The sequence below is a fragment of the Bradyrhizobium nivariense genome (assembly GCF_029846695.2).
GTDB lineage: Bacteria > Pseudomonadota > Alphaproteobacteria > Rhizobiales > Xanthobacteraceae > Bradyrhizobium.
This window is the reverse complement of the sequence record NZ_JARWCR020000011.1, coordinates 1-23,705: the sequence shown is the minus strand read 5'-3', so window position 1 is coordinate 23,705 and position 23,705 is coordinate 1. Positions and strand designations below refer to the sequence as shown.

The following is a 23,705-nucleotide window of genomic DNA, read 5'->3' as shown; positions in this document are numbered from 1 at the left end:
TGCTCATGAGCCGCGGGCCCGTGGACCAGAACTTCCTGTTTACGCTCGCCGAGCTCTATCGCCTGTTGCGGGTCTACGCCGACAAGGAGGCCTCGCGCTTCGGCATCACCCGCGCGCAATGGGCGGTGCTGGCCAAGGTCGAGCGCAGCGAAGGCATGAAGCAGTCGGAGCTCGCCGAGCTTCTCGAGGTGCAGCCGATCACGCTGACGCGCCTGATCGACAAGCTCTGCGGCAGTAACTGGATCGAGCGCCGCAGCGATCCTTCGGACCGCCGCGTCAAGCGGCTGTACCTGAAGAAGGCCGGGCGGCAGTTGCTCGGACGGATGAGCGGGCTGAAATCCGAACTCACGGCCAACGCGCTCGACGGCATTACCCCGGCGGACGCCCATCGCCTCCTCACCCAGCTCGAAACAATCAAGGAAAACGTGCGTACCGCGATCCAGACCAGCGGAGCGGAACAAGCGCGTAAGGAGCAGCGCTATGGCTGATCAAGTCCTCAAGTTCCAGCCCGAGCAGAAGATCGACGGCGGCAAGCCCACCAAGAAAGCCGGTACCAATCCGCGCCGCCGCCTGGTGGCGGGCCTGCGCCGCTATCGCCGCGTCCTGCTCCTGGTCGTGCTGCCGATCGTCGTCGCAGTTGCCGGTTTCACCTTCTATCTCAATGGCGGCCGTTACGTCGGCACCGACGACGCCTATGTCGGCGCCCAGAAGGTGCTGGTGACTCCCGACATCTCCGGCAAGATCGAGAAGGTCGTCGTCAGGGAGGGTCAACTCGTCAAGCAGGGCGACGAGCTGTTCGAGATCGACCCCGTGCCGTTCCGCCTCGCGGTGGACGATGCCAAAGCGCAGCTCATGCAGGCGCAGTCGACCTATGACAATCTCCGCGCCAACATCAAGATCTACGGCGACATGCTCGATCTCGCCCAGCGGGGCGTCGACCTGAAGCAGCGCGACGTCGAGCGCAAGCAGGCGCTGGTGAAGAACAGCTACGGCTCGCAACTCGACCTCGACAACGCGGCGAACGCGCTGGTGACGTCCGGCTCCATCGCGCAATACGTCAAGCAGCAGATCTCGACGGCCAAGACGCAACTACTCGGCGACACCGACCTGCCGCTGGAGAAATTCCCGGCTTACGCACAGGCCAAGTCGAAGCTCGACAATGCCGAGCGCAATCTCGACCATGCCGTCGTGCGGGCACCCATGGGCGGCGTTGCGACGCAGGTCGAGCAGATTCAGCTCGGCCGCTACGTCACCGCCGGCACGCCGGTGTTCTCCATCATCGATGTCGCCCACCCCTGGGTCGACGCCAATCCGAAGGAAAGCGACCTCACCTACGTCACCGAAGGGCAGCCGGTCACGCTCGAGGTCGACGCATTCCCGAACCACGTCTTCAAGGGCAAGATCGGCTCGCTCTCGCCCGGCACCGGCGCGCAATTCGCGATCCTGCCGCCGCAGAATGCCACCGGCAATTTCGTCAAGGTGGTGCAACGCGTGCCGATCCGCATCTATTTCGACGAGACCGACAAATACGTGCGGAAGCTGAAGGCCGGCATGAGCGTCTACGCCACCATCGACACCGGCCATCGGCGCTCGCTCGCCGGCCTGCTCGGCCTGTCGGCGACCGCGGGCCAGGAAAAAGACTAAGACAAAGACTGAGACAAGGACCGATCCGATGTCCGGCCCCAATGCCAGCCTGATGGTCCCCGGCCTGCGCCGGAACATGGTGACGATCTGCGCCATGACGGCGACCATCATGCAGGCGCTGGACACCACCATCGCCAATGTCGCCCTGCCCTACATGCAGGGCACGCTGTCGGCCTCGCAGGACCAGATCAACTGGGTGCTGACCTCTTACATCGTCGCTGCCGCGATCATGACGGCGCCGGTGGGCTGGATCGCCAACCGCTTCGGCCGCAAGCGCATCTTCATCATCTGCTCGGCCGGGTTCACCTTTGCGTCGGTGCTGTGCGGGCTTGCGCAGGACATCAACCAGATGGTGCTGTTCCGCCTGCTGCAAGGCGTGTTCGGCGCCGCCCTGGTGCCGCTGTCGCAATCGGTGATGCTCGACTATTACACGCTGCAGGAGCGCGCCAAGGCGATGTCGATCTGGGGCATGGGCGTGATGATGGGACCGATCATGGGTCCATCGCTCGGCGCCTGGCTGACCGAAACCTATTCCTGGCACTGGGTGTTCTTCGTCAATCTGCCGTTCGGCGCCATCACCGTGATCGGGCTGATCATCTTCATGGACGAGACCCGGAAGGATCTCAGTCTCAAGTTCGACTGGTTCGGCTTCGCGGCGCTGGCGGTCGCGATCGGCTCGCTTCAGCTCGCGCTCGACCGCGGCGAGCAATTGGGCTGGCTCGAATCGAGTGAAATCATCGCGGAATTCATCGTCTCGGCCGTCGCCTTCTATTTCTTCATCGCGCATTCCTTCACGACCTCGACGCCGTTCATCCGCTTCGCGCTCTTCAGGGACCGCAACTTCGTCACCGGCTGCATGTTCATGGTCGTGATGGGGCTCGTGCTGTTCTCGACCATGGCGCTGGCCTCGCCCTACATGCAGAACGTGATCGGCTACCCCATCATCACCGCCGGCCTGCTGCTGGCGAGCCGCGGCTTCGGCACCTTCTTCGCCATGATGCTGGTCGGCCGCATGATGCGCTATTTCGAGGCCCGCACGCTGATCATCACGGGCCTGGCGCTGACCGCGGGCTCACTGTTCCAGATGACGGGATGGACCGACCTGACCCAGGTGCCGGAGATCGTGACCGTCAGCATCATCCAGGGCTTTGGCTTCGGCCTCGTCTTCGTGCCGCTCTCGACTGTGGCGTTCCTGACGCTGTCGAACCAGCTGCGCACCGACGGTACCGCGATGCTGACCCTGATGCGCAACGTTGCGAGCTCGGTCGGCATTTCCATCGTCATCGCCCAGCTGACGCAGGGCACGCGCAAGACCTACGCGATCCTGTCCGAGCACATCAACCCGTTCAACCACGCGCTCCAGATGCCGAGCGTCAGTGGCATGATCAATCTCTCCACCGACGCCGGCCGCGCCATGGCCGATCGCATGGTCAGCGTGCAGTCGCAGATCATCGCGTTTGCGCACGACTACCAGCTCGTGATGTTCTTCATCCTCTGCACCATCCCGCTCGCTCTGTTGATCGGCTCGACCAAGGCCACGCTGCGCAAGCAGGCGGCCGGGCCGGAACATGCGGTGATGGAGTAGTTGTGCCGGAGCGTCAATCTCCGCCGTCGTCCCGGCGAAGGCCGGGACCCATAGCCACAGGATTGGGTTTGGCGAATACTCGGAGTTAGCAGCTCGCGCTACAACTTCTCTCTGGGGTTATGGGTCCCGGCCTTCGCCGGGACGACACCATTTTTTGGCGCGAGCAGTTACAAAAACTCCTCGCAACCCAAATCCTCGACCGCCATCATCACGCGCTCCAGATTATTCCACCAGATCACCGGCGGGATGTTGATGCTCCATTGCCAGACCGGCTTGGTAATGTGCCAGAGCACCGACCGGCGATAGTCCTGGTCGAGCGCGCCGCGGGTGTAGCCGCTGACACCGTGCGCGATCAGCGTCTCGTGATAGCGGTTGAGCAGCGCCCGCTCGAGCGCCTGCCGGCGCTCCGGATACCATTGTGTCGCTATCATATAGGCGAGGTCGCCGGTCGGCACGTTGGTGCGCCACTGGTCGAAATCGAAAATGCGCACGGTATCCGTGACACCCGCGCGCGGCAGCAGAAAATTCCAGATGTGGGCATCGCCGTGAGCAATGGTGAGATGCCGGCGTGAATGGTAGCGCTGAGACAACCGGCCCGACTGCTCGATGAAGCGGCGGTAGAGGGTGCGCCGCTCCTCGCTGAGACGGTCGCCAAGGAGATCGGCGAAACGATCATAGTGACCGGCGAACGTCTCCATCAGTCTCACGTTGTCGTCGGTGCTCATCCAGCTACCGACGGTTTCGCCGAGACTTTCATGATCCCACCACGCCGCATGCATGCGGGCCAGCGTCGTGACGATCGCCATCGCCTGCTCGCGCGCGGGCGGCAGCGGCCATTGCGTCGCGATCTCATGGCTGTCGGTGAGGTCCTCGAGCAGGAGATGCCAGGTCTGACCCTCCTCGTCGAAATGCCCGTCGAAGCCGCGCGGCACGAGCCCCGGCGGCATTTTCGGCGCGAGCTGCGTATAGAACGCGACCTCGTGCCGCCCGCCATGTGCCAGCGTCTTGGCGAAGGCGGCGTGCGCCGTCTTCAGGATCAGCGATTGCGGGGCGCCGTCGGACTCCCCGACATAACGCAGGCCGAGCCGGACGATGTGCGACACGAGGGTGTCACGCTGGTGCAGCACCTTCACTTCGCGGACGACGCCGCGATCGAGTGCGCCGGCCTTGCGCAGTGCGGTCGTGAGATAAGCGGGCTCGGCGACCGCCGGCAGTTGCGGATCTGTCATGAAAGCCACGATGCCCCCGTGCCGCGCTATATTGCACGATCGCAGGTTCGGGCACCAGCGGCAGATGGCGCCTGCTTAAGCCGCAGCGGTCGACTCGCGCACGGTCCTGACGACAACCGACCGGAGCTGTTCGAGATTCGCCGCCATGCCGGCGATCGCCTGCCTGACCTCCGCGGCGCGCTCGTTCACGGAGGCGGCGTCGCGGCTGACATCGCCGATCTTGGCCGAAACCTCCTTCGCAGCGGAAGCCGATTCGGAGATCGAGCGCGTGATCTCCCGCGTCGCGGCGTCCTGTTCTTCCATCGCGGCGGCAACCGAGGTGGCAACGCCGTCGATCTCGACGATATGGCCTCCCATGGTTTCGACGGCATCGACCGCGGCCTGCGTCGAAGCCTGGATCTCGGCAATCAGCCGCGTGATCTCCTCGGTGGATTTGGCGGTCTGGTCGGACAGGGATTTCACTTCGGCGGCGACCACCGCAAAGCCGCGGCCGGCCTCGCCGGCGCGCGCCGCCTCGATCGTGGCGTTGAGTGCCAGCAGATTGGTCTGGCCGGCGATGCCGCCGATGAGGTCGGAGACCTCGGCGATCTTCTTGACCGATCCGGCCAGCGCCTGGATGGTCGAGCGCGCCTGTTCACGACCGGCGACCGCCGATTTTGTGACCGTGCTGGTCCGCGCGACCTGGGTTGCGATCTCGCGGATCGAGGCGCTGAGTTCTTCGGCCGCCGCCGAGACGGTCTGCGAGCTGCCGAGAGCCTGGGTGGAGGCCGCGGCAACCGCCTGCGACTGCGCGGAGAGGGATCGGGCGATGTCGGACAGGCCGGAGGCGGCCCGCTCGACGCCTTGCGTCGCCGCACTCGCGGTGTCGACCGAGCGGCCGGTCTCGCGCTCGACGGTCTCGGCCATCTGGTGCAGGGCACCGCGCTTGGCGAGCGCCGCCTCCTGCTCCTTGCGCAACTGCTCCTCGCGCAGCCGGGCATTGTCGACCGCGGCCTGCTTGAACACCAGCAGCGCGCCCGCCATCGAGCCGACCTCGTCCTGGCGGTGCGCGAAAGGAATGTCGGCGGCGAGATCGCCGGTCGCAAGCGTTTGCATCGTACCCGTCATGCGCACGATCGGGCGCACCACGCCAAGTGCGACGCCGAGCAAACCTGCGGCAATGAAGGCCAGGACGGCAGCGGAAACGCCGAGGAGGATATAGAGCATGGAGCTGTCGCGGTCCGCGGCCAGCTTCTCCATGTCGGCATTCTGCTTGGTGGCGCTCTCGACGATGCTGTCGATGACGGCGCGATGCGCGGTGTAGGCATCCTTGAGCTGCGCGTAGGCGCGCTCGGAGGCGGCCGTGTCCTTGGCCTTGAGGGCGGGGAGGAGCTGGTCGGACAACAGCTTCCAGAACTTCTGCACCTCGGCGTCGGATTTCGACACCAGGGCCGTCTTCAGGTCGGCCGAGAGGCTGGAGGTGACCCAGAATGCCTTGCGCTCGTCGTAATCCTTGCGGAGCTGGATCAGGCGTTCGCCATGGGCCGCCAGCTGGTCCGGCTCGCGCATGGCCAGCGTCGCCTCGAGATAGGCCTCGATCACATATTCCGGCGGCGGCAGGATGTCCGCGATGAGGTCGTTGCCGAGCTTGATATCGGAATAGAGCGGGCCGCCGACCTTGAGCTCTTTCAAGGCGTAGAGGCTGGTCGAAACCACGGCGGTAAAGCCGATGGCCAGAACGACGCCGAAAGCAATGATCGCGGAGGAAAGCGAAAGGCGAATTTTCATGGAACAATCCGATGGGCCGCGCCGAATCCAACGGACCCTAAAGGATTACGGTAAACACGGGATTGCTTCGCGCGGAAATTGCATCACGCGAACTCCGGAAAACTACGGGAAACGGCGTCAGGGGAGCGGTTTCGGGCAGCGAAAGTTGGGCCCTCCTCCGCCATCGTCCCGGATCGGCGGGCCGCCCTGGACAACGCTACGCGTTGCCAAGAGTTGCGCTTGTCCGGGACGACGCTGGAGGTCACACGTCGAAGAACACCGTCTCGTCGTCGCCCTGCAAACGCAGGTCGAGCCGGTAAACCGGCTTGCCGGCCTCGCGCGTCGCGACCAGCGTGGCGCGGCGGTCGGCCGGCACCAGCGCCAGCACGGGATCGGCGGCATTGCCGGCCTCGTCGCTGAAATAGATGCGGGTATAGAGATGCCGCAGCATGCCGCGACCGAACACCGCAAGCAGGATGTGCGGTGCCTGCGGCTTGCCGTCGGGATCGGGCACCGCGCCCGGCTTGATGGTCTCGAAGGAATAATTGCCGTCCTTGTCGGTGCCGCAGCGGGCAAAGCCGCGAAAGCTTGCGTTCGGCAGCGCGCGCTTGTCCTGCGGGTCGGCAAAGCGCCCTTGCGCATCGGCCTGCCAGATCTCCAGCATGACATCCGGCACGGCGACGCCATCACCGTCGAACACCCGGCCTTCGACGCGGAGGCGGTTGCCGGAGACATCGGACGTGAGCGTCGAGTTCGTGAACGCGTCGTTCCATGCGTAGTCGCCGGTCGGCGTCAGGCCGTATTTGAAGAACGGGCCGACCGTCTGCGATGGCGTGATCCCATTGTCCTGCACTTAATGGTTCTCCATAGGCGTGGCGTTCTTGCCGCGCAGCACGATGTCAAAGCGGTAGCACAGCGCCCATTCGGGCTGGGTGTTCTCGAGATCGAACGACGACACCATCCGCGCCCGCGCCTTCTCGTCCGGCACCGAATTGAAGATCGGATCGAACGGGAATAGCGGATCGGCCGGGAAGTACATCTGCGTCACGAGGCGCGTGACGAAGGAATGGCCGAACACCGAGAGATGGATGTGGGCGGGACGCCAGGCGTTGTGATGGTTGCCCCAGGGATACGCACCAGGCTTGATCGTGACAAAGCGATAGTAACCGGAGGCGTCGCTCACGGTGCGGCCGGCGCCCGTAAAGTTCGGATCGAGCGGGGCCGGATGCTGGTCGCGGACGTGAACGTAGCGGCCGCAGGAATTGGCCTGCCAGATCTCGACCAGCGAGTTCGGCACGCCGCGGCCGTCCTCGTCGCGCACATGGCCGTGCACGATGATGCGTTCGCCGAGCGGCTCTCCGGTGTGCTGAGTGGTGAGGTCGTTGTCGCCCGCGCGCACGGTCTCGTGGCCGTAGACTGGACCGGTCAGCTCCGACAGCGTGTGGCGCATCGGGATCAAGGATTGGTTCGGCGCGCGCTTGATAGAGCTCTTGTACTCGGGCGACAGCGGCAGCGGATGCGCCTTGTTGCTGTCGACGGGATAGATGAATGTCATTGGCGAACTCCTCCCCGGCCATTTTGGTCCAGCCGGTCAACGCTTCCGCCGATCATTATAGAATATAACTAATCTAGGGAAGCGAGTTTAGCGGGCCTCCTACGTGCCCGGCATCCCGCATAGGTACCTTATTTGATCGGCGGCCGCGGCAACACGGCCTCTCCGGTCTCGAGCCGGTAGGTGTGGTCGAGCGAATACCAGGGCGTCGCGACGTCGGACGCGGTCGGATGCGGCGAATCGTGACGCAGGAACTTACCGAGCAGCGCCTTCGTCACGCCGAACTGTACGTCGCTATCGATATGCGGATCGGCGGGGTCGTAGACCTGCGAGATCAGCACCTTGAATCCGGGCTTGAAGACCAGGGCGTGCAGATGCGCGGGACGATAGGGGTGACGGCTCTGCGCCTTCAGGAGGCGGCCGACCACGCCGTCGGTCGGAATGGGATAGCCGACCATCATCACGGAACGGAAAGAGAAGCCTCCGTCCTGATCGGTCGTAAACTTGCCGCGCAGGTTCATGTCGGCCTGCTCGGGGTCCTGGTTTTCATAGAGACCAACGGGCGACGCGTGCCAGACGTCGACCTCTGCGCCGGCGACGGGACGGCCGTCCTTGTCCACGACGTGGCCGTTGACGAACAGCGTCGCGCCCGGCGTCTCGGAGCGGACGATCGATCCGCCATTCTCGACCCTCGGCGAGTTCAACCGCCAGAACGGTCCGAGCAGCGACTGGTCAGTCTCCGTATTGCCCTGATCGCCATTGTTCAGCAGGCATACCAGCGGCGAGACGCCAAGCGAGCCCGCCATCAGCACGACCTCGTTATGGGTGTCGCTCGAGAGCTTGCCGAGCTCGGCGATAACAGCCGTGGCGTCGCGGAATTCCTTCTCGGTCAGGCGAACGTCGCGAACAAAACCGTGCAGATGCTTGACCAGGGAGACCATGATCTGGCGCAGCCGGGGATCGGATGTCTGCTCCATCACGGCCAATGCCGCGGCCGTGACGTCCTGCTCGCGCGCGATGATCATGGGTCGATCCCTCTACCCTGTCAGTCCGGGAAGGTCCCAAGGACCAGACCTCAGGTGCGCAATTGCGCACCGGGGAATCTCGAGATCCCGGATTCCGCCCTTGCGGGCGGCTCCGGGATGACGGAACGCCACGCGTCCCGTCAATTCAGCTTCTCGATCGCGACAGCCACGCCCTGACCGACGCCGACGCACATGGTGGCGAGCGCGAGCTTGCCGCCGCGCTTTTCCATGCCGTGCACGGCGGTGAGCACGAGGCGCGCGCCGCTCATGCCGAGGGGATGGCCGAGCGCAATCGCGCCGCCATGCGGATTGACGAAATCGGCATCGTCGGCGACGCCGAGCTGGCGCATGCAGGCGATACCCTGCGAGGCGAAGGCTTCGTTGAGCTCGATCAGGTCGAAATCGCCGATCTTCTTAGCCAACCGCTCCATCAGCTTGCGGGTGGCCGGCACCGGGCCGATGCCCATGATGCGCGGCGGCACGCCGGCCGAGGCGAGGCCGAGGATGCGGGCGCGCGGCGTCAGGCCGTGCTTCTTCACGGCAGCCTCGGACGCCAGGATCATCGCGGCGGCGCCGTCATTGACGCCGGAGGCGTTGCCGGCGGTCACCGTGCCGGGATTGCGCACGATCGGCTTGAGCTTCGTCAGAGCTTCGAGCGTGGTCTCGGGGCGCGGATGCTCGTCCTTGTCCACCGTAACAGGACCTGCCTTGCCGCCGGCAATGGTGATCGGCGTGATCTCTTCAGCAAAGTAACCAGCGGCGATCGCGGCGCCCGCGCGCTGCTGCGAGCGGATGGCGAAGGCGTCCTGGTCCGCGCGCGAGACCTGGAATTCCTCGGCGACGTTCTCGCCGGTCTCCGGCATCGCGTCGACGCCATACTGCGCCTTCAGCAGCGGATTGATGAAGCGCCAGCCGATGGTGGTGTCGAAGATTTCGGCCGAGCGAGAGAACGCTTCCTGCGCCTTGCCCATCACGAACGGCGCGCGGGTCATGGATTCGACGCCGCCGGCAATGGCAAGCTCGATCTCGCCGGAACGGATGGCCCGGCCAGCGGCGCCGACCGCATCGAGGCCGGAGGCACAGAGCCGGTTCAGGGTCTGGCCGGGAACCGAATCCGGCAGGCCCGCCAGCAGCAGCGCCATGCGCGCGACGTTGCGGTTGTCCTCGCCGGCCTGGTTGGCGCAACCGAAGAAGACCTCGTCAACCTGTGCCCAGTCGAGATTGGGATGCTTGGCCATCAGCGCCTTGATCGGGACAGCGGCCAGGTCGTCGGCACGCACCTTGGCGAGCGAGCCGCCGAAACGGCCAATCGGGGTCCGCACGGCATCGCAGATAAAGACGTCACGCATCGTTGTTCTCCCTGAATGCCGCGATCCGGCCTAAATTCTTCAATGTCGACGGAGTTTTAGGAGGGCGCCCGCGGCAGGTCAATTGACCGATACGCGCGTGTTCCGAGGGGTGCGCACGCCACTGGCGCATGCCGCGGTGCGGACAACGTGGAAAACCTCCCCTCCCCGGCCAAAGCGATAGGAGCGCGGGGCGAAATTTTGTAGGTTGCGCCGCCCATGACAATGCAACAACCGATCCCTGTACCGCCCCCCGACGATACGCCCGCGCCGCAGGCGGAAGCTGCCGCGCGCATCACGCCGATGATGGAACAGTACCTTGAAATCAAGGCGGCGCATCAGGGCCTCCTGCTGTTCTACCGGATGGGCGACTTTTACGAGCTGTTCTTCGAGGACGCCGAGATCGCCTCCAGGACACTCGGCATCGTCCTGACCAAGCGCGGCAAGCATCAGGGCGCCGATATCCCGATGTGCGGCGTGCCGGTCGAGCGTTCCGAGGATTATTTGCACCGGCTGATCATCGCCGGGCACCGGGTCGCGGTGTGCGAGCAGACCGAGGATCCCGCCGCCGCCAAGGCGCGCGGCAACAAGAGCGTCGTGCGCCGCGGCGTGGTGCGGCTGGTCACGCCGGGCACGCTGACCGAGGACACGCTGCTCGATGCGCGCGCCAACAACTACCTGATGGCGCTCGCGCGCGCTCGCTCGTCGGCGGGCGGTGACCGCTTTGGCCTCGCCTGGATCGACATCTCGACTGCCGAATTCATGGTAACGGAATGTTCGGGCGGAGAGCTCGCCGCGACGCTGGCGCGCATCAATCCGAACGAGGTGATCGTCACGGACGCGCTCTACAACGACAGCGAGCTCGGACAGACCCTGCGCGAGCTGCCGGCGGTGACGCCGCTGACCCGCGACGTTTTCGACGGCGCCACCGCCGAGAAGCGGCTGTGCGACTATTTTGCCGTCGCGACCATGGACGGATTGGCGCAGCTTTCGCGCCTCGAAGCCACCGCCGCGGCCGCGGCCGTCACCTATGTCGACCGCACCCAGGTCGGCAAACATCCACCGCTATCGCCGCCCGCGCGCGAGGCATCGGGTGCGACCATGGCAATCGATCCGGCGACGCGCGCCAATCTCGAACTGACGCGGACGCTGGCGGGCGAACGCCGCGGCTCGCTGCTCGATGCGATCGACTGCACGGTGACCTCGGCCGGCTCGCGCCTGCTGGCGCAGCGGCTTGCCGCGCCGCTGACCGATGCGGCGGCAATTGCACGGCGGCTCGATGCCGTCGGCAGCTTCGTTGCCGACTCGGCCGCGCGCGAGGACATCCGCAGCATCCTGCGCGGCGCGCCCGACATGTCGCGGGCGCTGGCGCGTCTCTCGGTCGGCCGCGGCGGCCCGCGCGACCTCGCCGGCCTGCGCGACGGCATCATCGCCGCCGACCAGGTGCTGACGCGGCTTGGCGAGCTCGACCAGCCGCCGCAGGAGATCGCCGCGGTGATGGCGGCGCTGCAAAGGCCATCGCGCGAGCTCGCGACGGAATTCGCCAGAGCGCTCGACGATCAATTGCCGCTGATCAAGCGCGACGGCGGCTTCGTTCGTCAGGGCTATGAGCCTGCGCTGGACGAAACGCGAAACCTGCGCGACGCCTCGCGCCTGGTGGTGGCTTCGATGCAGGCCCGTTACGCCGACAACACGGGTGTGAAGGGTCTCAAAATCCGCCACAACAACGTGCTCGGCTATTTCGTCGAGGTCACCGCGCAGCACGGCGACAAGCTGATGTCGGCGCCGCTGAACGCGACCTTCATCCACCGCCAGACGCTGGCCGGCCAGGTGCGCTTCACTACGTCAGAGCTGGGGGAGATCGAAGCCAAGATCGCCAATGCGGGCGATCGCGCACTCGGGCTCGAGCTCGAGATTTTTGAACGGCTCTGCGCCAAGGCGCTCGATATCAGCGAGGATCTGCGTGCAGCCGCCCACGGCTTTGCGCTGCTCGACGTCGCGACGTCGCTGGCAAAGCTCGCGATCGACGAGAATTACGTGCGGCCAGAGGTGGACTCCTCCCTCGGCTTCGCCATCGAGGCCGGCCGCCATCCCGTGGTCGAGCAGGCCCTGAAGCGCAACGGCGAGCCGTTCATCGCCAATGCCTGCGACCTCTCGCCTGCGCCGGCGCAAAAATCGGGGCAGCTCTGGCTGCTGACCGGCCCCAACATGGCCGGCAAATCGACCTTCCTGCGCCAGAACGCGCTGATTGCGCTGCTCGCCCAGATCGGCAGCTTCGTGCCGGCGACACGCGCGCGGATCGGCATCATCGACCGCCTGTTCTCGCGCGTCGGCGCCGCCGACGATCTCGCCCGCGGCCGTTCCACCTTCATGGTGGAGATGGTCGAGACCGCGGCGATCCTGAATCAGGCCGGCGAGCGCGCGCTCGTGATCCTTGACGAAATCGGCCGCGGCACCGCGACCTTCGACGGCCTCTCGATCGCCTGGGCCGCGATCGAGCACCTGCACGAGAGCAACCGCTGCCGCACGCTGTTCGCGACGCATTATCACGAGTTGACCGCGCTCTCGGCAAAACTGCCGCGGATGTTCAACGCGACGGTGCGCGTCAAGGAGTGGCAGGGCAACGTCGTGTTCCTGCACGAGGTGCTGCCGGGCTCGGCCGACCGCTCCTACGGCATCCAGGTCGCAAAACTCGCCGGCCTGCCGCCGGCCGTGATCACGCGCGCGAAATCCGTGCTGGCAAAGCTGGAAGCCCAGGACCGCGGCCAGACCGCGCGCGCACTCGCCGACGATCTGCCGCTGTTCGCCGTGCCCTCGCGCGCAGCAGCCGAGGCCGCGCCGCCGAGCGAGGCCGAGCTGCTGATGGACGCGGTGAAGGCCCTGCACCCGGACGAGATGTCGCCGCGCGAGGCGCTCGATGCGCTGTATGCGTTGAAGGCCAAGCTGCCGAAGCAGTGACGGTGCCGTAGAGTGGGTTAGCGGAGCGTAACCCACCACTTCTGTCACCGCAGGAGCTAAAGAGGTGGGTTACGCTTCGCTACCCCCCTGCGCACCTATGCCGCCGCCATCCGCTTCCTTCGCCCGTTCCACCACAGCGTCAGATTCCAGACGATGCAGGTGGTGAGCGCGAGGCTGAGGCCGATCGCGGAGCCGTAATTGGCGGCGCCGGCGTGCAGCACCGCGATCGCCATCCCGAAGCCAAGCAAGCCCCAGGCGGAGTTGGCGAGCACGGCGGCGGTCGGCGGACCACCGATGCGCGGATGCAGGATCACCATGATGCTGGAGAACACGACCGGGTACAGCGCGATGATGCCGCTGATGCGCGGGCCGACCCAGCCCGAGGTCGAGACCACGATCGCGACGAGCGTTGCCACCAGCGAGGCGCGGAACGGGATATCGTACCAGCGGCGCGTCACCAGCGGCATCTTCGCATGACGGTAACCCGCCAGCAGCGGAATGCAGATGCCGAACGCGATGAAGTTCACGGCGAGCCCGGCAGTGAGTGTCCAGTCGAACATGCGGATGATGGAGGCAAGCGCGATCCAGACCGCGAAGGCGCTGCCGCAACTCACTGCCATGCTGTGCCGCTGCGCCAGCACGACATAGGTGAGCGCCATGAAGATCGTCGCCGCGTTGACCGGGAGGCTCGACAGCGCGCCTTGCGCGACGAAGGGGGCGTCATGGTCGAGCGCGAGGAAGACATAGGAAGGGCCGGCCGAGATCGGCAAGGTCGCCACCAGTCCGCCAATCACCGGACCGGTGCGCTCGGCAATGAACGACGCTGACACGACGAATGCCGCGGCAATCGCCATGCGCAGAACGAGGAGGAGGATGAAGTGGAGCTCGGGGGGCATTTTTGGCTTCTTACCGTCCCTGGAGGGGCGGTCCCCTCCAGGGACGGTAAGAGAACTACATCCGCTGCATCGACACCGAAACCTTCGGGCCGTTCTTGATGGTCTGATAGACCACGCAATAGCGCTCGGTGAGCTTGAGTAGCAGATCGAGCTTGTCTTGCGGCGCATCAGTGTCGACCTCGAAGCGCAGGCGTATCTCCGCGAAGCCGACCGGGGTCTCCTTGTCGACGCCAAGCGTGCCGCGAAAATCGAGATCGCCCTCGGCGTAAACATTGCCGGTCTTCAAGGGCACCTCGATCGCGGTCGCGACCGACTTCAGCGTGACGCCGGCGCAGGCGACCAGCGCCTCGAGCAGCATGTCGCCGGAGCAGAGCTCGAGGCCGGAGCCGCCGGTCGCGGGATGAAGCCCGGCCATTGCGATGGCGCGGCCGGTCTCGACCTTGCAGGCGATGCCATCGCTATCCGTCGAGCCCTTGGCCTTCAGCGTGATCATCGCGGTCTTGGGATCGGTCTTGTAGCGTTCCTTGATCGGGGCCTGCATCTGGCGCAGTTCTGCGGCGTCCATCTTGTTCTCTCCCGGAAAATACGCCTGCCGATGTACCGGCTCGGAGGCGAGTTGTCACCACCACATGGCCTGACCGGGACCCTGGGTTGCGTCACGGTCGGGCACGCTGCGGTCGAGCGAGCGGTCGAGTGACGTCAGCACACTTCGCTTGAAATTCTCGAACAGCGGCGAATTGCGGTCGCGTGGCCGGCCCAAATTGATCTCGATCTGGTCGAACAGCCGGCCCGGCCGCGGCCGCATCACCAGCACGCGGTCAGCCAGCACCACGGCCTCGTCGACGTCATGCGTGACGAGGATGAGCGTCGGCCGCGTGTCGGCCCAGAGGTCGAGCAGGTGATCCTGGAGATCCCGGCGGGTGAAGGCATCGAGCGCCGAGAACGGCTCGTCGAGCAGCAACACCTCGGGCTGCGGCACCAGCGCGCGTGCGATCGCGACGCGCTGTGCCTGCCCGCCCGAGAGCTCGCGCGGCCAGGACTGCGCCTTCTCGGCGAGCCCGACACGCTCGAGCGCGCGCGCCACCTTCTCGCGCCGCTCAGTCGCGGGCGCATCGGCAAGACCAAAGCCGATATTGTCGGCGACGCTGAGCCAGGGCAGCAGCCGCGGCTCCTGGAAGATGATGCCGATCTTGGCGTGCGGCGAGGCGATCGCCTCGCTGTCGAGCGTCACCGTGCCCGAGCTGGCGCGGTCGAGGCCGGCGATGGCGCGCAGCAGCGTGGACTTGCCGCAGCCGGAGCCACCGATGATGGCGACGATCTCGCCCTGCCTGATCTCGGCGGAAAAGCGCGCCAGCGCCTGCACGCCGTTGCGATAGGTCTTGCTGACCCGGTCGACCGCCAGCATGACTTAAGCTCCCTTCGTGCGCCCGAAAGCGTCCTGCCAGCGCAGGAACGGCGCCGCCCCGACCTCGATCAGCCAGTCGGTGAGCTTGCCGAGAATGGCGAAGATCACGATCGCAGCGAGGATCTGCGCGGGCTTGCCGAGCTGCTGACCGTCGAGCAGGAGATAGCCGAGGCCTTCGGAGGCGCCGATCAATTCGGCCGCCACCACGAACATCCAGCCAAGCCCGAGGCCGACGCGCAAGGAGACGACATAGGCCGGCAGCACCGCGGGCAAGAGGATGCGGCGGATCATGGCAGGCCCGGAGAGACGGAAGATGCGACCGACCTCGACGATCTTGCGATCGACGATGAGGATCGCGCCCATCACGCCGAGATAGACCGGAAAGAACACGCCGACCGCGATCAACGCGATCTTGGAGGTCTCGAAGATGCCGAGCCAGAGGATGAACAGCGGCACCCAGGCCAGAGAAGGGATCGCACGCAGCGCCTGCACGGTCGGATCGAGCAGCCGCCGCGCCAGCGACCAATAGCCGGAAATGGCGCCGAGCAAGGTGCCGGCGGCGACGCCGAACGCAAAGCCGAGGCCGACGCGCCACAGCGTCGCGGCGATATGACGGACCAACTCGCCGGAGCGGGCAAGATCAGTGATGGTGGCGAACACGCGCGAGGGCGGCGGCACCAGCCGGCCGTTGGACCAGCCGAGCCAGACCAGGAACTCCCAACCGAGCGCGAGGGTGAGCGGCAGCAACACACCCAGCATCGGCCATGCATAGCGGGCGATGCGCGAAGGCGCGGCGACACTTTCGGCCGGTTCCGAAGATTGTTGCAAGACTGGCGCGTCGGAGATCATGGCCGGTAGGAAGCGCCTCTCGTCAGGGATTGCAACAGTATTACCAAGCTCTCAGCAGTCGCCCCGGCGAAGGTGATGATGTTGCGTCGCTTTCGCTCTTACAACCGACCTCAATTCGTCGGCAGCGGGACCTGGTCGTCGATCAACGCATCCAGCGTCGCTTTCACGTCGACCTTGGCGTCGACGACGCCGGCCTGTTGCAGGGCGAGGCCGGCGGCGAGGATCGACTCGCGCTGGGGCGCGCCGATGCGGCTGTGGGTGAGCTCAGTGCGCTCCTTGAGCTGCTTGTCGACGACCGCGTCCGGCAGCTTGGTCACCGCGATGAAGGTCTTCTTCAGCTCGTCGTAGTTCGCCAGCGAATATTTGCGCGCCTCTTCGTACACCACGAGCACGCGGCGGGCGGCGTCGGGATAATCCTTCAAAAACTGCTCGCGCACATTGAGGATGCCCCAGGTGTTGGCACCGGCCTTGCCGTAGAATAGTTTTGCGCCGTCCTCGACCTCGGCCTGCGCCATCATCGGATCGAGCCCGGCCCACGCATCGACGTCGCCGCGGATCAGCGCGGTCTTGCCGTCGGCATGCTGGAGCAACACCGGCGTGATGTCCTTTTCGGTGAGGCCTGCGCCAAGCAGCGCGCGCACCAGGAAGATGTGCGGATCGGTGCCGCGCGTCACCGCGACGCGCTTGCCCTTCAGGTCGGCCACGCCTGCGATCTTGGAATCCTTGGCCGTCACCAGCGCCGTCCATTCGGGACGCGAATAGACGTAGATCGACTTGATCGGGTTGCCGTTGATGCGGGCGACCAGTGCCGCCGAGCCCGCGGTCGAGCCGAAATCGATCGAGCCGGCATTGAGGAATTCGAGCGCCTTGTTGGAGCCGGCCGACTGCACCCAGGTGACGGTGATACCGTCCTTGGCGACTCCTTTTCCAGGAGCCCCTTCTGCTTCAGGACCATCGACACCGGATTATAGGTCGCCCAGTCGATACGGATTTCCTTGAGCGGATCCGTCGCCCGCGCGGCAGGGGTCAAAGCAAGAGCCACAGCTCCCGTAAGCAGTATGCGTCGTGCAATCCTGGTCATGCCCAGCCTCTTCAAAAATTTCATTGTTTTTCAATGAGTTATATCTAGAGGTCAACGAGAAAATCCGCCCCTCGAAAGCGCGCCGGCCGAGAACAGCTTTGCCCAAAGCCGCAGGTTTCCAGCATGGAACGACTATTGCCGGAGAATGGCGGGTGACAGCGCCTGCCGCCTCTTATATCCGGTGAGACATGGACAGCGTCGCGACTGAGCACAAGGCCGAGGTGGACGATCGCTTCGACACCGCGCGGATCACCGCCGCGGTCGATGCGCTTGCCGAGAAGCACCAGGGACGCGAGGACGCGTTCCGCACGGCCATGGCGCAACTGCTCAAGGCCGAACTGATTGCGGCGCGCGCCGCGGCACAGACGATCCTGCTGAAGGACCGTCACGGCCGGCGTTGCGCCGAGCGGCTGTGCCACGTGCAGGACGAGATCATCCGCATCCTGTATTCGGCCGCGACCCGCCATCTCTACCGCTCGCCGATCCCGAGCGGCGCCGAGCGCATGGCAGTGGTGGCGACCGGCGGCTATGGCCGCGGCCTGATGGCTCCCGAGTCCGACATCGATCTCCTGTTCATCCTGCCCTACAAGCAGACCGCCTGGGGCGAGCAGGTCGCCGAAGCCATCCTCTACTGCCTGTGGGACATGGGGCTGAAGGTCGGTCACGCCACGCGCTCGGTCGATGAATCGATCCGCCAGGCCCGCGGCGACATGACCATCCGCACCGCGATCCTGGAGACGCGTTTCCTCACCGGCGACAAGCCGCTCTATGAGGAGCTGGTTGCGCGCTTCGACAAGGAAGTCGTGCAAGGCACCGCGTCGGAATTCGTCACCGCAAAACTCGCCGAGCGCGAGGAGCGCCACCGTCGCGGTGGCCAGTCGCGCTATCTGGTCGAGCCCAACGTCAAGGACGGCAAGGGCGCCCTGCGCGACCTGCACACGCTGTTCTGGATCGCCAAATACGTCTATCGCGTCCGCGACACCGACGAGCTGGTCGAGCGCGGCGTGTTCGACGTGCAGGAATACCGCACCTTCCGCCGCTGCGCCGACTTCCTCTGGTCGGTACGCTGCAATCTGCACTTCTACTCCGGCCGCGCTGAAGAGCGCCTCTCCTTCGACCTCCAGCGCGAGATCGCGGTCCGGCTCGGCTACACCTCGCATCCCGGCATGCAGGACGTCGAACGCTTCATGAAGCACTACTTCCTGGTCGCCAAGGAAGTCGGCAACCTCACCGCCATCCTCTGCGCCAAGCTCGAGGACCAGCAGGCCAAGCCCGCGCCGGTCCTAAGCCGGATGATGGCGCGGCTGCGCCCCACTCCGGTGAAGCGGCGCGTGCCTGACAGCGACGACTTCATCGTCGACCACAACCGCATCAACGTCGCCGCGCCCGACATCTTCAAGCACGATCCGGTCAATCTGATCCGCATCTTCCGCCTGGCGCAGAAGAACAACCTCGCCTTCCATCCGGACGCGATGCGCGACGTGACGCGCTCGCTCGGCCTGATCAACGCGAGCTTGCGCGAAAATCCCGAAGCCAACCGGCTGTTCATGGAGATCCTGACCTCCGACAACGCCGAGATCGTGCTGCGGCGGATGAACGAGACCGGCGTGCTCGGCCATTTCATCCGCGCCTTCGGCAAGATCGTCTCGATGATGCAGTTCAATATGTATCATCACTACACTGTCGACGAGCATTTGATCCGCTGCATCGGCTTCCTCCAGGACATCGAGCGCGGCGGCAGCGATGAGTTTACGCTCGCCAGCGACCTCATGCGCAAGAGCCGGCCCGAGCATCGGTCGGTGATCTACATCGCGACGCTGCTGCACGACGTCGCCAAGGGCCGGCCCGAGGATCACTCGATCGCCGGCGCCAAGGTGGCGCGACGGCTCTGCCCGCGGCTCGGCTTCAGTCCGGCCGACACCGAGCTCGTGGCCTGGCTGATCGAGGAGCATCTGACGATGTCCACGGTCGCACAGTCGCGCGATCTCTCCGACCGCAAGACCATCGAGAATTTCGCCGCCGTGGTGCAGTCGGTCGAGCAGATGAAGCTCTTGACGATCCTGACCACCGCCGACATCCGCGGCGTCGGTCCCGGCGTGTGGAACGGCTGGAAGGCGCAGCTTTTGCGCTCTCTTTATTACGAGACCGAGCCGGTGCTGACCGGCGGCTTCTCGGAAGTCGACCGGGGAAAGCGCCTCGCAGCCGCACACGCCGAATTCCGCATCGCCTTCGCCGAATGGCCGACGGAGGAGCTCGATGCCTATATCGGCCGGCACTATCCGGCCTATTGGCTCAAGGTCGAGCTGCCGCGCAAGATCCGCCACGCGCGCTTCGTCCGCTCCAGCGAGCAGGCCGGCCACAAGCTCGCGATCAATGTCGGCTTCGACGAGGTGCGCGGCGTCACCGAGCTCACGATCTTCGCCGCCGACCATCCCTGGCTGCTCTCGATCATCGCAGGCGCCTGCGCGTCGGCCGGCGCCAACATCGTCGACGCCCAGATCTACACCACGACCGACGGCCGCGCGCTCGACACGATCTCGATCTCCAGGGAATACGACCGCGACGAGGACGAGGGACGGCGTGCCACGCGCATCGGCGAGATGATCGAGGACGTGCTGGAAGGCAAGCTGCGCCTGCCCGAAGTGGTGGCGCGGCGCACCGTGCGCGGCAAGGCGCGGCCGTTCGTCATCGAGCCGGAAGTGACCATCAACAACCAATGGTCCGACCGCTACACCGTGATCGAGGTCTCCGGCCTCGACCGCCCCGGCCTGCTCTACGAGCTCACCACTGCGATCTCGAAGCTCAACCTCAACATTGCGTCCGCCCATGTCGCGACCTTCGGCGAACGCGCCCGCGACGTGTTCTACGTCACCGACCTCTTGGGCGCACAGATCAGCGCGCCGACACGCCAGGCCGCGATCAAGAGCGCGCTGACCCACGTGATGGCCGGCGACAAGGCGGTTCAGCCTGCGGCGTGAGACCAATCTCTCGACCCCAAAAGGCTTGTTGACCTATGGCTGATTTTCTTCCGGTCGAGTCTTTTCATCATCCAACGACTCGAACAGGGCGGATGGCGCCTAATCGAGCGCCGCGCCGACCTTGCCGACATTCCGATCTCTGATTTCGTCTCACTTCGAGATGCGGAGGAATGGGCTGCCTGGAAACAAGGGACTCCGAGGATCAACCCCAATAGTACCTGATGCTTCGGCTCAGACTTCCACCCCCTCATGCCGCAGCAGCCAGCGCTTGCGCTCCAGCCCGCCACCGTACTTGACCAGCGAGCCATTTGCGCCGATCAGGCGGTGACAGGGCAGTACCACGCTGATCGGGTTGGAGCCGTTGGCGTGGCCGACGGCGCGCACGGCCTTGGGCATGTCGATCTTTGCGGCGAGCGTGCCATAGCTGAGCGTCGTGCCGACAGGAATTTGCGCAAGCGCGGTCCAGACCTTTTGCTGGAACGGCGTGCCCGCGATTCGCCATGCGACCGACGAGAGCTGCGCAAGGTCGCCCGCGAAGTAACCCGACAGCGCGGCCTTCACCGCAGCCGGCGCGGAACGCTCGCGCAGATCCACCGCGCCGTAATGCAGCCGCAGTAGCTCGCGCATGCGATCCTCGTAGTCGTCCCAGTCGAGCGCGCGCAGCGCACCTTCGGTGTCGGTGACGAGCAACGCCGTCCCGATCGGCGTTGCCAGGCGATCGAGACCAAAACTCTCGGGCGGATGTGCTGATCGAGCGGCCATTGCGACACCTTTGCATCGAAACACACGTCGCACTTGCCATGCCGGCCATGCTAACGTCCACCCGAAAGCTGACGCTTTGGGGGCTCAACTTGATTCTGATCGCGAATATCCTGGTGGCGCTGGTCGCCGCACTGCACGCTTACTTCCTGATCCTGGAGATGTTTCTCTGGGACAAGCCGCAGGGCCTGAAGGTTTTCCGCAACACGCCGGAGAAGGCAGCGACCACGAAGGTGCTGGCCGCCAACCAGGGGCTCTATAACGGCTTCCTGGCCGCCGGCCTGGTCTGGGGTCTGGTGCACGGCAATCCGGCCTTCGCGTTCCAGATCAAGGCGTTCTTCCTGCTCTGCGTGATCGTGGCCGGCGCTTATGGCGCGGCGACCGTCAGCACGCGCATCCTGATGGTGCAGGCGCTGCCGGCGGCGATCGCGCTGGTGGCATTGTTCCTCGCCTAGAACTCGTTGGCCTGAGACGCTTCGGCGCAGCGCCGCGATCCTTGCGCGGCGGCGAACGTTCCTCCACAATCTTCGGCAGCGATGGCGACCGTTGCAATCAACGGAAAAGACCATCGGCCGAAAATTCCGTCAGGAGGAACGACCCGATATGACCAATCGCAGAGCCTTCATAACAGCCACGGCCGCGCTCGCCTTCGCGCTCTCCGCCAGCCAGGCCTTCGTAAGTCAGGCCCTCGCCCAGAAGAAATACGACACCGGCGCTAGCGACACCGAAATCAAGATCGGCCAGACCGTGCCGTTCTCCGGCGCCTACTCCGTCTACGCCAATATCGGCAAGACCCAGGCCGCCTACTTCAAGATGATCAACGATCAGGGCGGCATCAACGGCCGCAAGATCAACTTGATCCAGTATGACGACGCCTATTCGCCGCCGAAGACGGTCGAGCAGGTGCGCAAGCTCGTCGAAGGCGACGAGGTCCTCTTCACCTTCCAGATCATCGGCACCGCGGCAAACGCCGCCGTGCAAAAATATCTCAACGGCAAGAAGATCCCGCAGCTCCTGGCCTCGACCGGCGCCGCGCGCTTCAACGATCCCCAGAACTATCCCTGGACCATCGCCTACAATCCCAACTACGTGTCCGAGGGACGCATCTACGCCAAGTACATTCTCAAGGAGCATCCGAATGCCAAGATCGGCGTGCTCTACCAGAACGACGACATGGGCCGCGACTATCTCGCGGGCCTCAAGAGCGGGCTCGGCGACAAGGCCGCCGGTATGATCGTCGGCGAGCTGTCCTACGAAGTCACGGATCCGACCGTCGACTCGCAGGTCGTCAAGCTGAAGTCGATGGGCGTCGACGTGTTCTTTGATGCTTCGACGCCGAAATTCGCGGCCCAGGCGATCAAGAAGCTCGCCGACCTCGGCTGGGCGCCGGTACACATCCTCGACATCAATGCGAGCCCGATCTCGGCGACGCTGAAGCCGGCCGGCCTCGACATCTCCAAGGGCATCATCTCGACCCAATACGGCAAGGAGCCGGGCGATCCGCAGTGGAAGGACGATCCGGGTGTGAAAGCGTTCTTCGCCTTCATGGACAAGTATTTCCCCGAAGGCGACAAGCTCAACACCGTCAACACCTATGCTTATTCAGTCGCCGAATTGCTGACGCAAGTGCTGAAACAGTGCGGCGACGACCTGTCGCGCGAAAATGTCATGAAGCAAGTCGCCAACATCAAGGACTTCACGCCCAGCTTCGCGCTGCCCGGCATCAAGATCAACACCGGGCCGAACGACTACCGCGTCAATAAGCAGATGCAGATGATGAAGTTCAACGGCGAACGCTGGGAGCTGTTCGGACCGATCATGGAGGATGCGGGGCCGGCGGGTTAGTGGTTGCTTGAATTCCGCGACACGATCGGCGGCCTCCAGGCCGCCGATTTTTTTTGGGGGGTGGCCCAATCGATCACCGTCACCCTGAGAGCTTGTGACGCATTTGGCGTTCTGCGGAGTTTTGGAGCGATGTGGCAAGTGCTCGTCGTGGCAAACGGCAGTTTGAGGCTCGAGTTTGTCGATGAACTCCCGCTTATGCGCTGGCGAGGCGGTTGGCTTGCGTGATGTTGTTGGTGAGCGCGTACCAGAGCACGACGGCACGGACCTTTTCGATGCCGCGCACGGTCAATTGCCGCAGGTTCCAGTTGCGCCAGCGGGCATGGATGCACTCGCATATCGAACGGGGCTTGTACTGGGCCTTGCCCTCGTCGCTCGCCATCCGCGCGCGCCAAGCCAGTACCCCGGGGCCGTCGCCGCGTCGCGGCAGGTAGGGATCGGTACCGTGCTTGGATTGAGTGGGCGGACAAAAGATGTCGATGCCCTCGGCGTGCGCCCATTCGATATCCTCGGCACTGCCAAAGCCGCCATCGACGAGGTGGTCTTTGGGCAGACCGCCAGGGCGCGTGCGCTGCCGCTCCAGCATGGGCCGCATCAGCCCGCGGTCGGACCCGGTGTTGCATACCTTGATGTCAGTGACGAACTGCTCGCCGGCCGCACTCGCCACCTGCACATTATAACCAGGGCGGAAGCCGCCGTCGGCCATCTTCATGACGCGTGCATCGGCGTCCGTCGTCGACGCACGTGCCTCCTTCGGCTTCTTGCCATTGCTGCGCTTTTCTTCGCGCTCCTTGCGCTGCTGCTTGATCT

19 protein-coding genes and 1 pseudogene are annotated in these 23,705 nt (G+C 65.0%); 7 read left to right on the top strand and 13 right to left on the bottom strand.

The window, feature by feature from the left end; translation table 11 throughout:
• The first annotated feature begins 5 nt into the window (after nt 1-5).
• The 3 genes from QCM77_RS11615 to QCM77_RS11605 are packed head-to-tail and all read left to right on the top strand — an operon-like array spanning nt 6 to nt 3,229.
• Nucleotides 6-488 (top strand): MarR family winged helix-turn-helix transcriptional regulator, encoded by a 483-nt coding sequence (locus QCM77_RS11615; protein WP_279683702.1) that lies wholly within the window; start codon nt 6-8, stop codon nt 486-488.
• A complete protein-coding gene (locus QCM77_RS11610) occupies nt 481-1,644 on the top strand; it encodes an HlyD family secretion protein (protein ID WP_279683701.1) in 1,164 nt (387 codons plus the stop codon). The genes QCM77_RS11615 and QCM77_RS11610 overlap by 8 nt, the downstream gene beginning before the upstream one ends.
• 28 nt (nt 1,645-1,672) lie before the next feature.
• Entirely contained in the window at nt 1,673-3,229 is a 1,557-nt protein-coding gene (locus QCM77_RS11605; protein ID WP_279683699.1) for an MDR family MFS transporter, read from the top strand.
• Nucleotides 3,230-3,396: 167 nt separating this feature from the next.
• On the opposite strand, the gene QCM77_RS11600 is transcribed toward QCM77_RS11605, so the two are convergent.
• From QCM77_RS11600 to pcaF, 6 genes are all read right to left on the bottom strand, one after another.
• The gene (locus tag QCM77_RS11600; RefSeq protein ID WP_279683823.1) at nt 3,397-4,488 is read right to left on the bottom strand and encodes a phosphotransferase; all 1,092 of its coding nucleotides are present in this window, start codon (nt 4,486-4,488) and stop codon (nt 3,397-3,399) included.
• 45 nt (nt 4,489-4,533) lie between these two features.
• Entirely contained in the window at nt 4,534-6,225 is a 1,692-nt protein-coding gene (locus QCM77_RS11595) for a methyl-accepting chemotaxis protein (protein ID WP_279683698.1), read from the bottom strand.
• 241 nt (nt 6,226-6,466) lie between these two features.
• A complete protein-coding gene (gene pcaG / locus QCM77_RS11590; protein WP_279683696.1) occupies nt 6,467-7,057 on the bottom strand; it encodes a protocatechuate 3,4-dioxygenase subunit alpha in 591 nt (196 codons plus the stop codon).
• Nucleotides 7,058-7,759, bottom strand: coding sequence for a protocatechuate 3,4-dioxygenase subunit beta (gene pcaH / locus QCM77_RS11585; protein ID WP_279665329.1), 702 nt, complete (start codon nt 7,757-7,759; stop codon nt 7,058-7,060).
• 128 nt (nt 7,760-7,887) lie between these two features.
• The gene (locus QCM77_RS11580; RefSeq protein ID WP_279683695.1) at nt 7,888-8,781 is read right to left on the bottom strand and encodes a dioxygenase family protein; all 894 of its coding nucleotides are present in this window, start codon (nt 8,779-8,781) and stop codon (nt 7,888-7,890) included.
• A gap of 140 nt (nt 8,782-8,921) precedes the next feature.
• Nucleotides 8,922-10,130: a 3-oxoadipyl-CoA thiolase gene (gene pcaF, locus QCM77_RS11575; protein ID WP_279683694.1), complete on the bottom strand. Its 1,209-nt coding sequence runs from the start codon at nt 10,128-10,130 to the stop codon at nt 8,922-8,924.
• Nucleotides 10,131-10,346: 216 nt separating this feature from the next.
• On the opposite strand from pcaF, the gene mutS reads away from it, so the two are divergent.
• A complete protein-coding gene (gene mutS, locus QCM77_RS11570; protein ID WP_279683692.1) occupies nt 10,347-13,085 on the top strand; it encodes a DNA mismatch repair protein MutS in 2,739 nt (912 codons plus the stop codon).
• Nucleotides 13,086-13,180: 95 nt separating this feature from the next.
• On the opposite strand, the gene QCM77_RS11565 is transcribed toward mutS, so the two are convergent.
• The 5 genes and pseudogenes from QCM77_RS11565 to QCM77_RS11545 all read right to left on the bottom strand — a co-directional run bounded on the left by QCM77_RS11565 (nt 13,181) and on the right by QCM77_RS11545 (nt 17,316).
• Nucleotides 13,181-13,981: a hypothetical protein gene (locus tag QCM77_RS11565; RefSeq protein WP_279683691.1), complete on the bottom strand. Its 801-nt coding sequence runs from the start codon at nt 13,979-13,981 to the stop codon at nt 13,181-13,183.
• Between the two features lie 55 nt (nt 13,982-14,036).
• Nucleotides 14,037-14,546 (bottom strand): OsmC family protein, encoded by a 510-nt coding sequence (locus QCM77_RS11560; RefSeq protein WP_279666350.1) that lies wholly within the window; start codon nt 14,544-14,546, stop codon nt 14,037-14,039.
• 54 nt (nt 14,547-14,600) lie between these two features.
• A complete protein-coding gene (locus QCM77_RS11555) occupies nt 14,601-15,386 on the bottom strand; it encodes an ABC transporter ATP-binding protein (protein ID WP_279683690.1) in 786 nt (261 codons plus the stop codon).
• Between the two features lie 3 nt (nt 15,387-15,389).
• Nucleotides 15,390-16,235 carry an ABC transporter permease gene (locus tag QCM77_RS11550; protein WP_279683688.1) on the bottom strand — a complete coding sequence of 282 codons (846 nt, stop codon included), beginning with the start codon at nt 16,233-16,235 and terminating at the stop codon, nt 15,390-15,392.
• A 110-nt stretch (nt 16,236-16,345) separates the two neighbouring features.
• Nucleotides 16,346-17,316: pseudogene (locus tag QCM77_RS11545) on the bottom strand (aliphatic sulfonate ABC transporter substrate-binding protein).
• Nucleotides 17,317-17,504: 188 nt separating this feature from the next.
• On the opposite strand from QCM77_RS11545, the gene QCM77_RS11540 reads away from it, so the two are divergent.
• Entirely contained in the window at nt 17,505-20,294 is a 2,790-nt protein-coding gene (locus QCM77_RS11540; RefSeq protein WP_279683676.1) for a [protein-PII] uridylyltransferase, read from the top strand.
• Between the two features lie 231 nt (nt 20,295-20,525).
• On the opposite strand, the gene QCM77_RS11535 is transcribed toward QCM77_RS11540, so the two are convergent.
• Nucleotides 20,526-21,056 (bottom strand): methylated-DNA--[protein]-cysteine S-methyltransferase, encoded by a 531-nt coding sequence (locus tag QCM77_RS11535; RefSeq protein ID WP_279666344.1) that lies wholly within the window; start codon nt 21,054-21,056, stop codon nt 20,526-20,528.
• A 95-nt stretch (nt 21,057-21,151) separates the two neighbouring features.
• On the opposite strand from QCM77_RS11535, the gene QCM77_RS11530 reads away from it, so the two are divergent.
• The gene (locus QCM77_RS11530) at nt 21,152-21,508 is read left to right on the top strand and encodes a DUF1304 domain-containing protein (RefSeq protein WP_462804314.1); all 357 of its coding nucleotides are present in this window, start codon (nt 21,152-21,154) and stop codon (nt 21,506-21,508) included.
• Nucleotides 21,509-21,656: 148 nt separating this feature from the next.
• Complete coding sequence (locus tag QCM77_RS11525) at nt 21,657-22,898, top strand: ABC transporter substrate-binding protein (protein WP_279683674.1); 1,242 nt, start codon at nt 21,657-21,659, stop codon at nt 22,896-22,898.
• A gap of 193 nt (nt 22,899-23,091) precedes the next feature.
• Here the strand turns inward: QCM77_RS11525 and QCM77_RS11520 are convergent.
• Nucleotides 23,092-23,705, bottom strand: a 614-nt coding sequence (locus QCM77_RS11520; RefSeq protein ID WP_279683673.1) for a transposase, incomplete at its 5' end; no start/stop codon positions are given.

Coding starts and splice junctions, on each gene's coding strand:
- QCM77_RS11615 (WP_279683702.1), top strand. CDS start 6: ATGAGCCGCGGGCCCGTGGACCAGAACTTCCTGTTTACGCTCGCCGAG.
- QCM77_RS11610 (WP_279683701.1), top strand. CDS start 481: ATGGCTGATCAAGTCCTCAAGTTCCAGCCCGAGCAGAAGATCGACGGC.
- QCM77_RS11605 (WP_279683699.1), top strand. CDS start 1,673: ATGTCCGGCCCCAATGCCAGCCTGATGGTCCCCGGCCTGCGCCGGAAC.
- QCM77_RS11595 (WP_279683698.1), bottom strand. CDS start 6,225: ATGAAAATTCGCCTTTCGCTTTCCTCCGCGATCATTGCTTTCGGCGTC.
- pcaH (WP_279665329.1), bottom strand. CDS start 7,759: ATGACATTCATCTATCCCGTCGACAGCAACAAGGCGCATCCGCTGCCG.
- QCM77_RS11580 (WP_279683695.1), bottom strand. CDS start 8,781: ATGATCATCGCGCGCGAGCAGGACGTCACGGCCGCGGCATTGGCCGTG.
- pcaF (WP_279683694.1), bottom strand. CDS start 10,130: ATGCGTGACGTCTTTATCTGCGATGCCGTGCGGACCCCGATTGGCCGT.
- mutS (WP_279683692.1), top strand. CDS start 10,347: ATGACAATGCAACAACCGATCCCTGTACCGCCCCCCGACGATACGCCC.
- QCM77_RS11565 (WP_279683691.1), bottom strand. CDS start 13,981: ATGCCCCCCGAGCTCCACTTCATCCTCCTCCTCGTTCTGCGCATGGCG.
- QCM77_RS11560 (WP_279666350.1), bottom strand. CDS start 14,546: ATGGACGCCGCAGAACTGCGCCAGATGCAGGCCCCGATCAAGGAACGC.
- QCM77_RS11555 (WP_279683690.1), bottom strand. CDS start 15,386: ATGCTGGCGGTCGACCGGGTCAGCAAGACCTATCGCAACGGCGTGCAG.
- QCM77_RS11550 (WP_279683688.1), bottom strand. CDS start 16,235: ATGATCTCCGACGCGCCAGTCTTGCAACAATCTTCGGAACCGGCCGAA.
- QCM77_RS11540 (WP_279683676.1), top strand. CDS start 17,505: ATGGACAGCGTCGCGACTGAGCACAAGGCCGAGGTGGACGATCGCTTC.
- QCM77_RS11535 (WP_279666344.1), bottom strand. CDS start 21,056: ATGGCCGCTCGATCAGCACATCCGCCCGAGAGTTTTGGTCTCGATCGC.
- QCM77_RS11525 (WP_279683674.1), top strand. CDS start 21,657: ATGACCAATCGCAGAGCCTTCATAACAGCCACGGCCGCGCTCGCCTTC.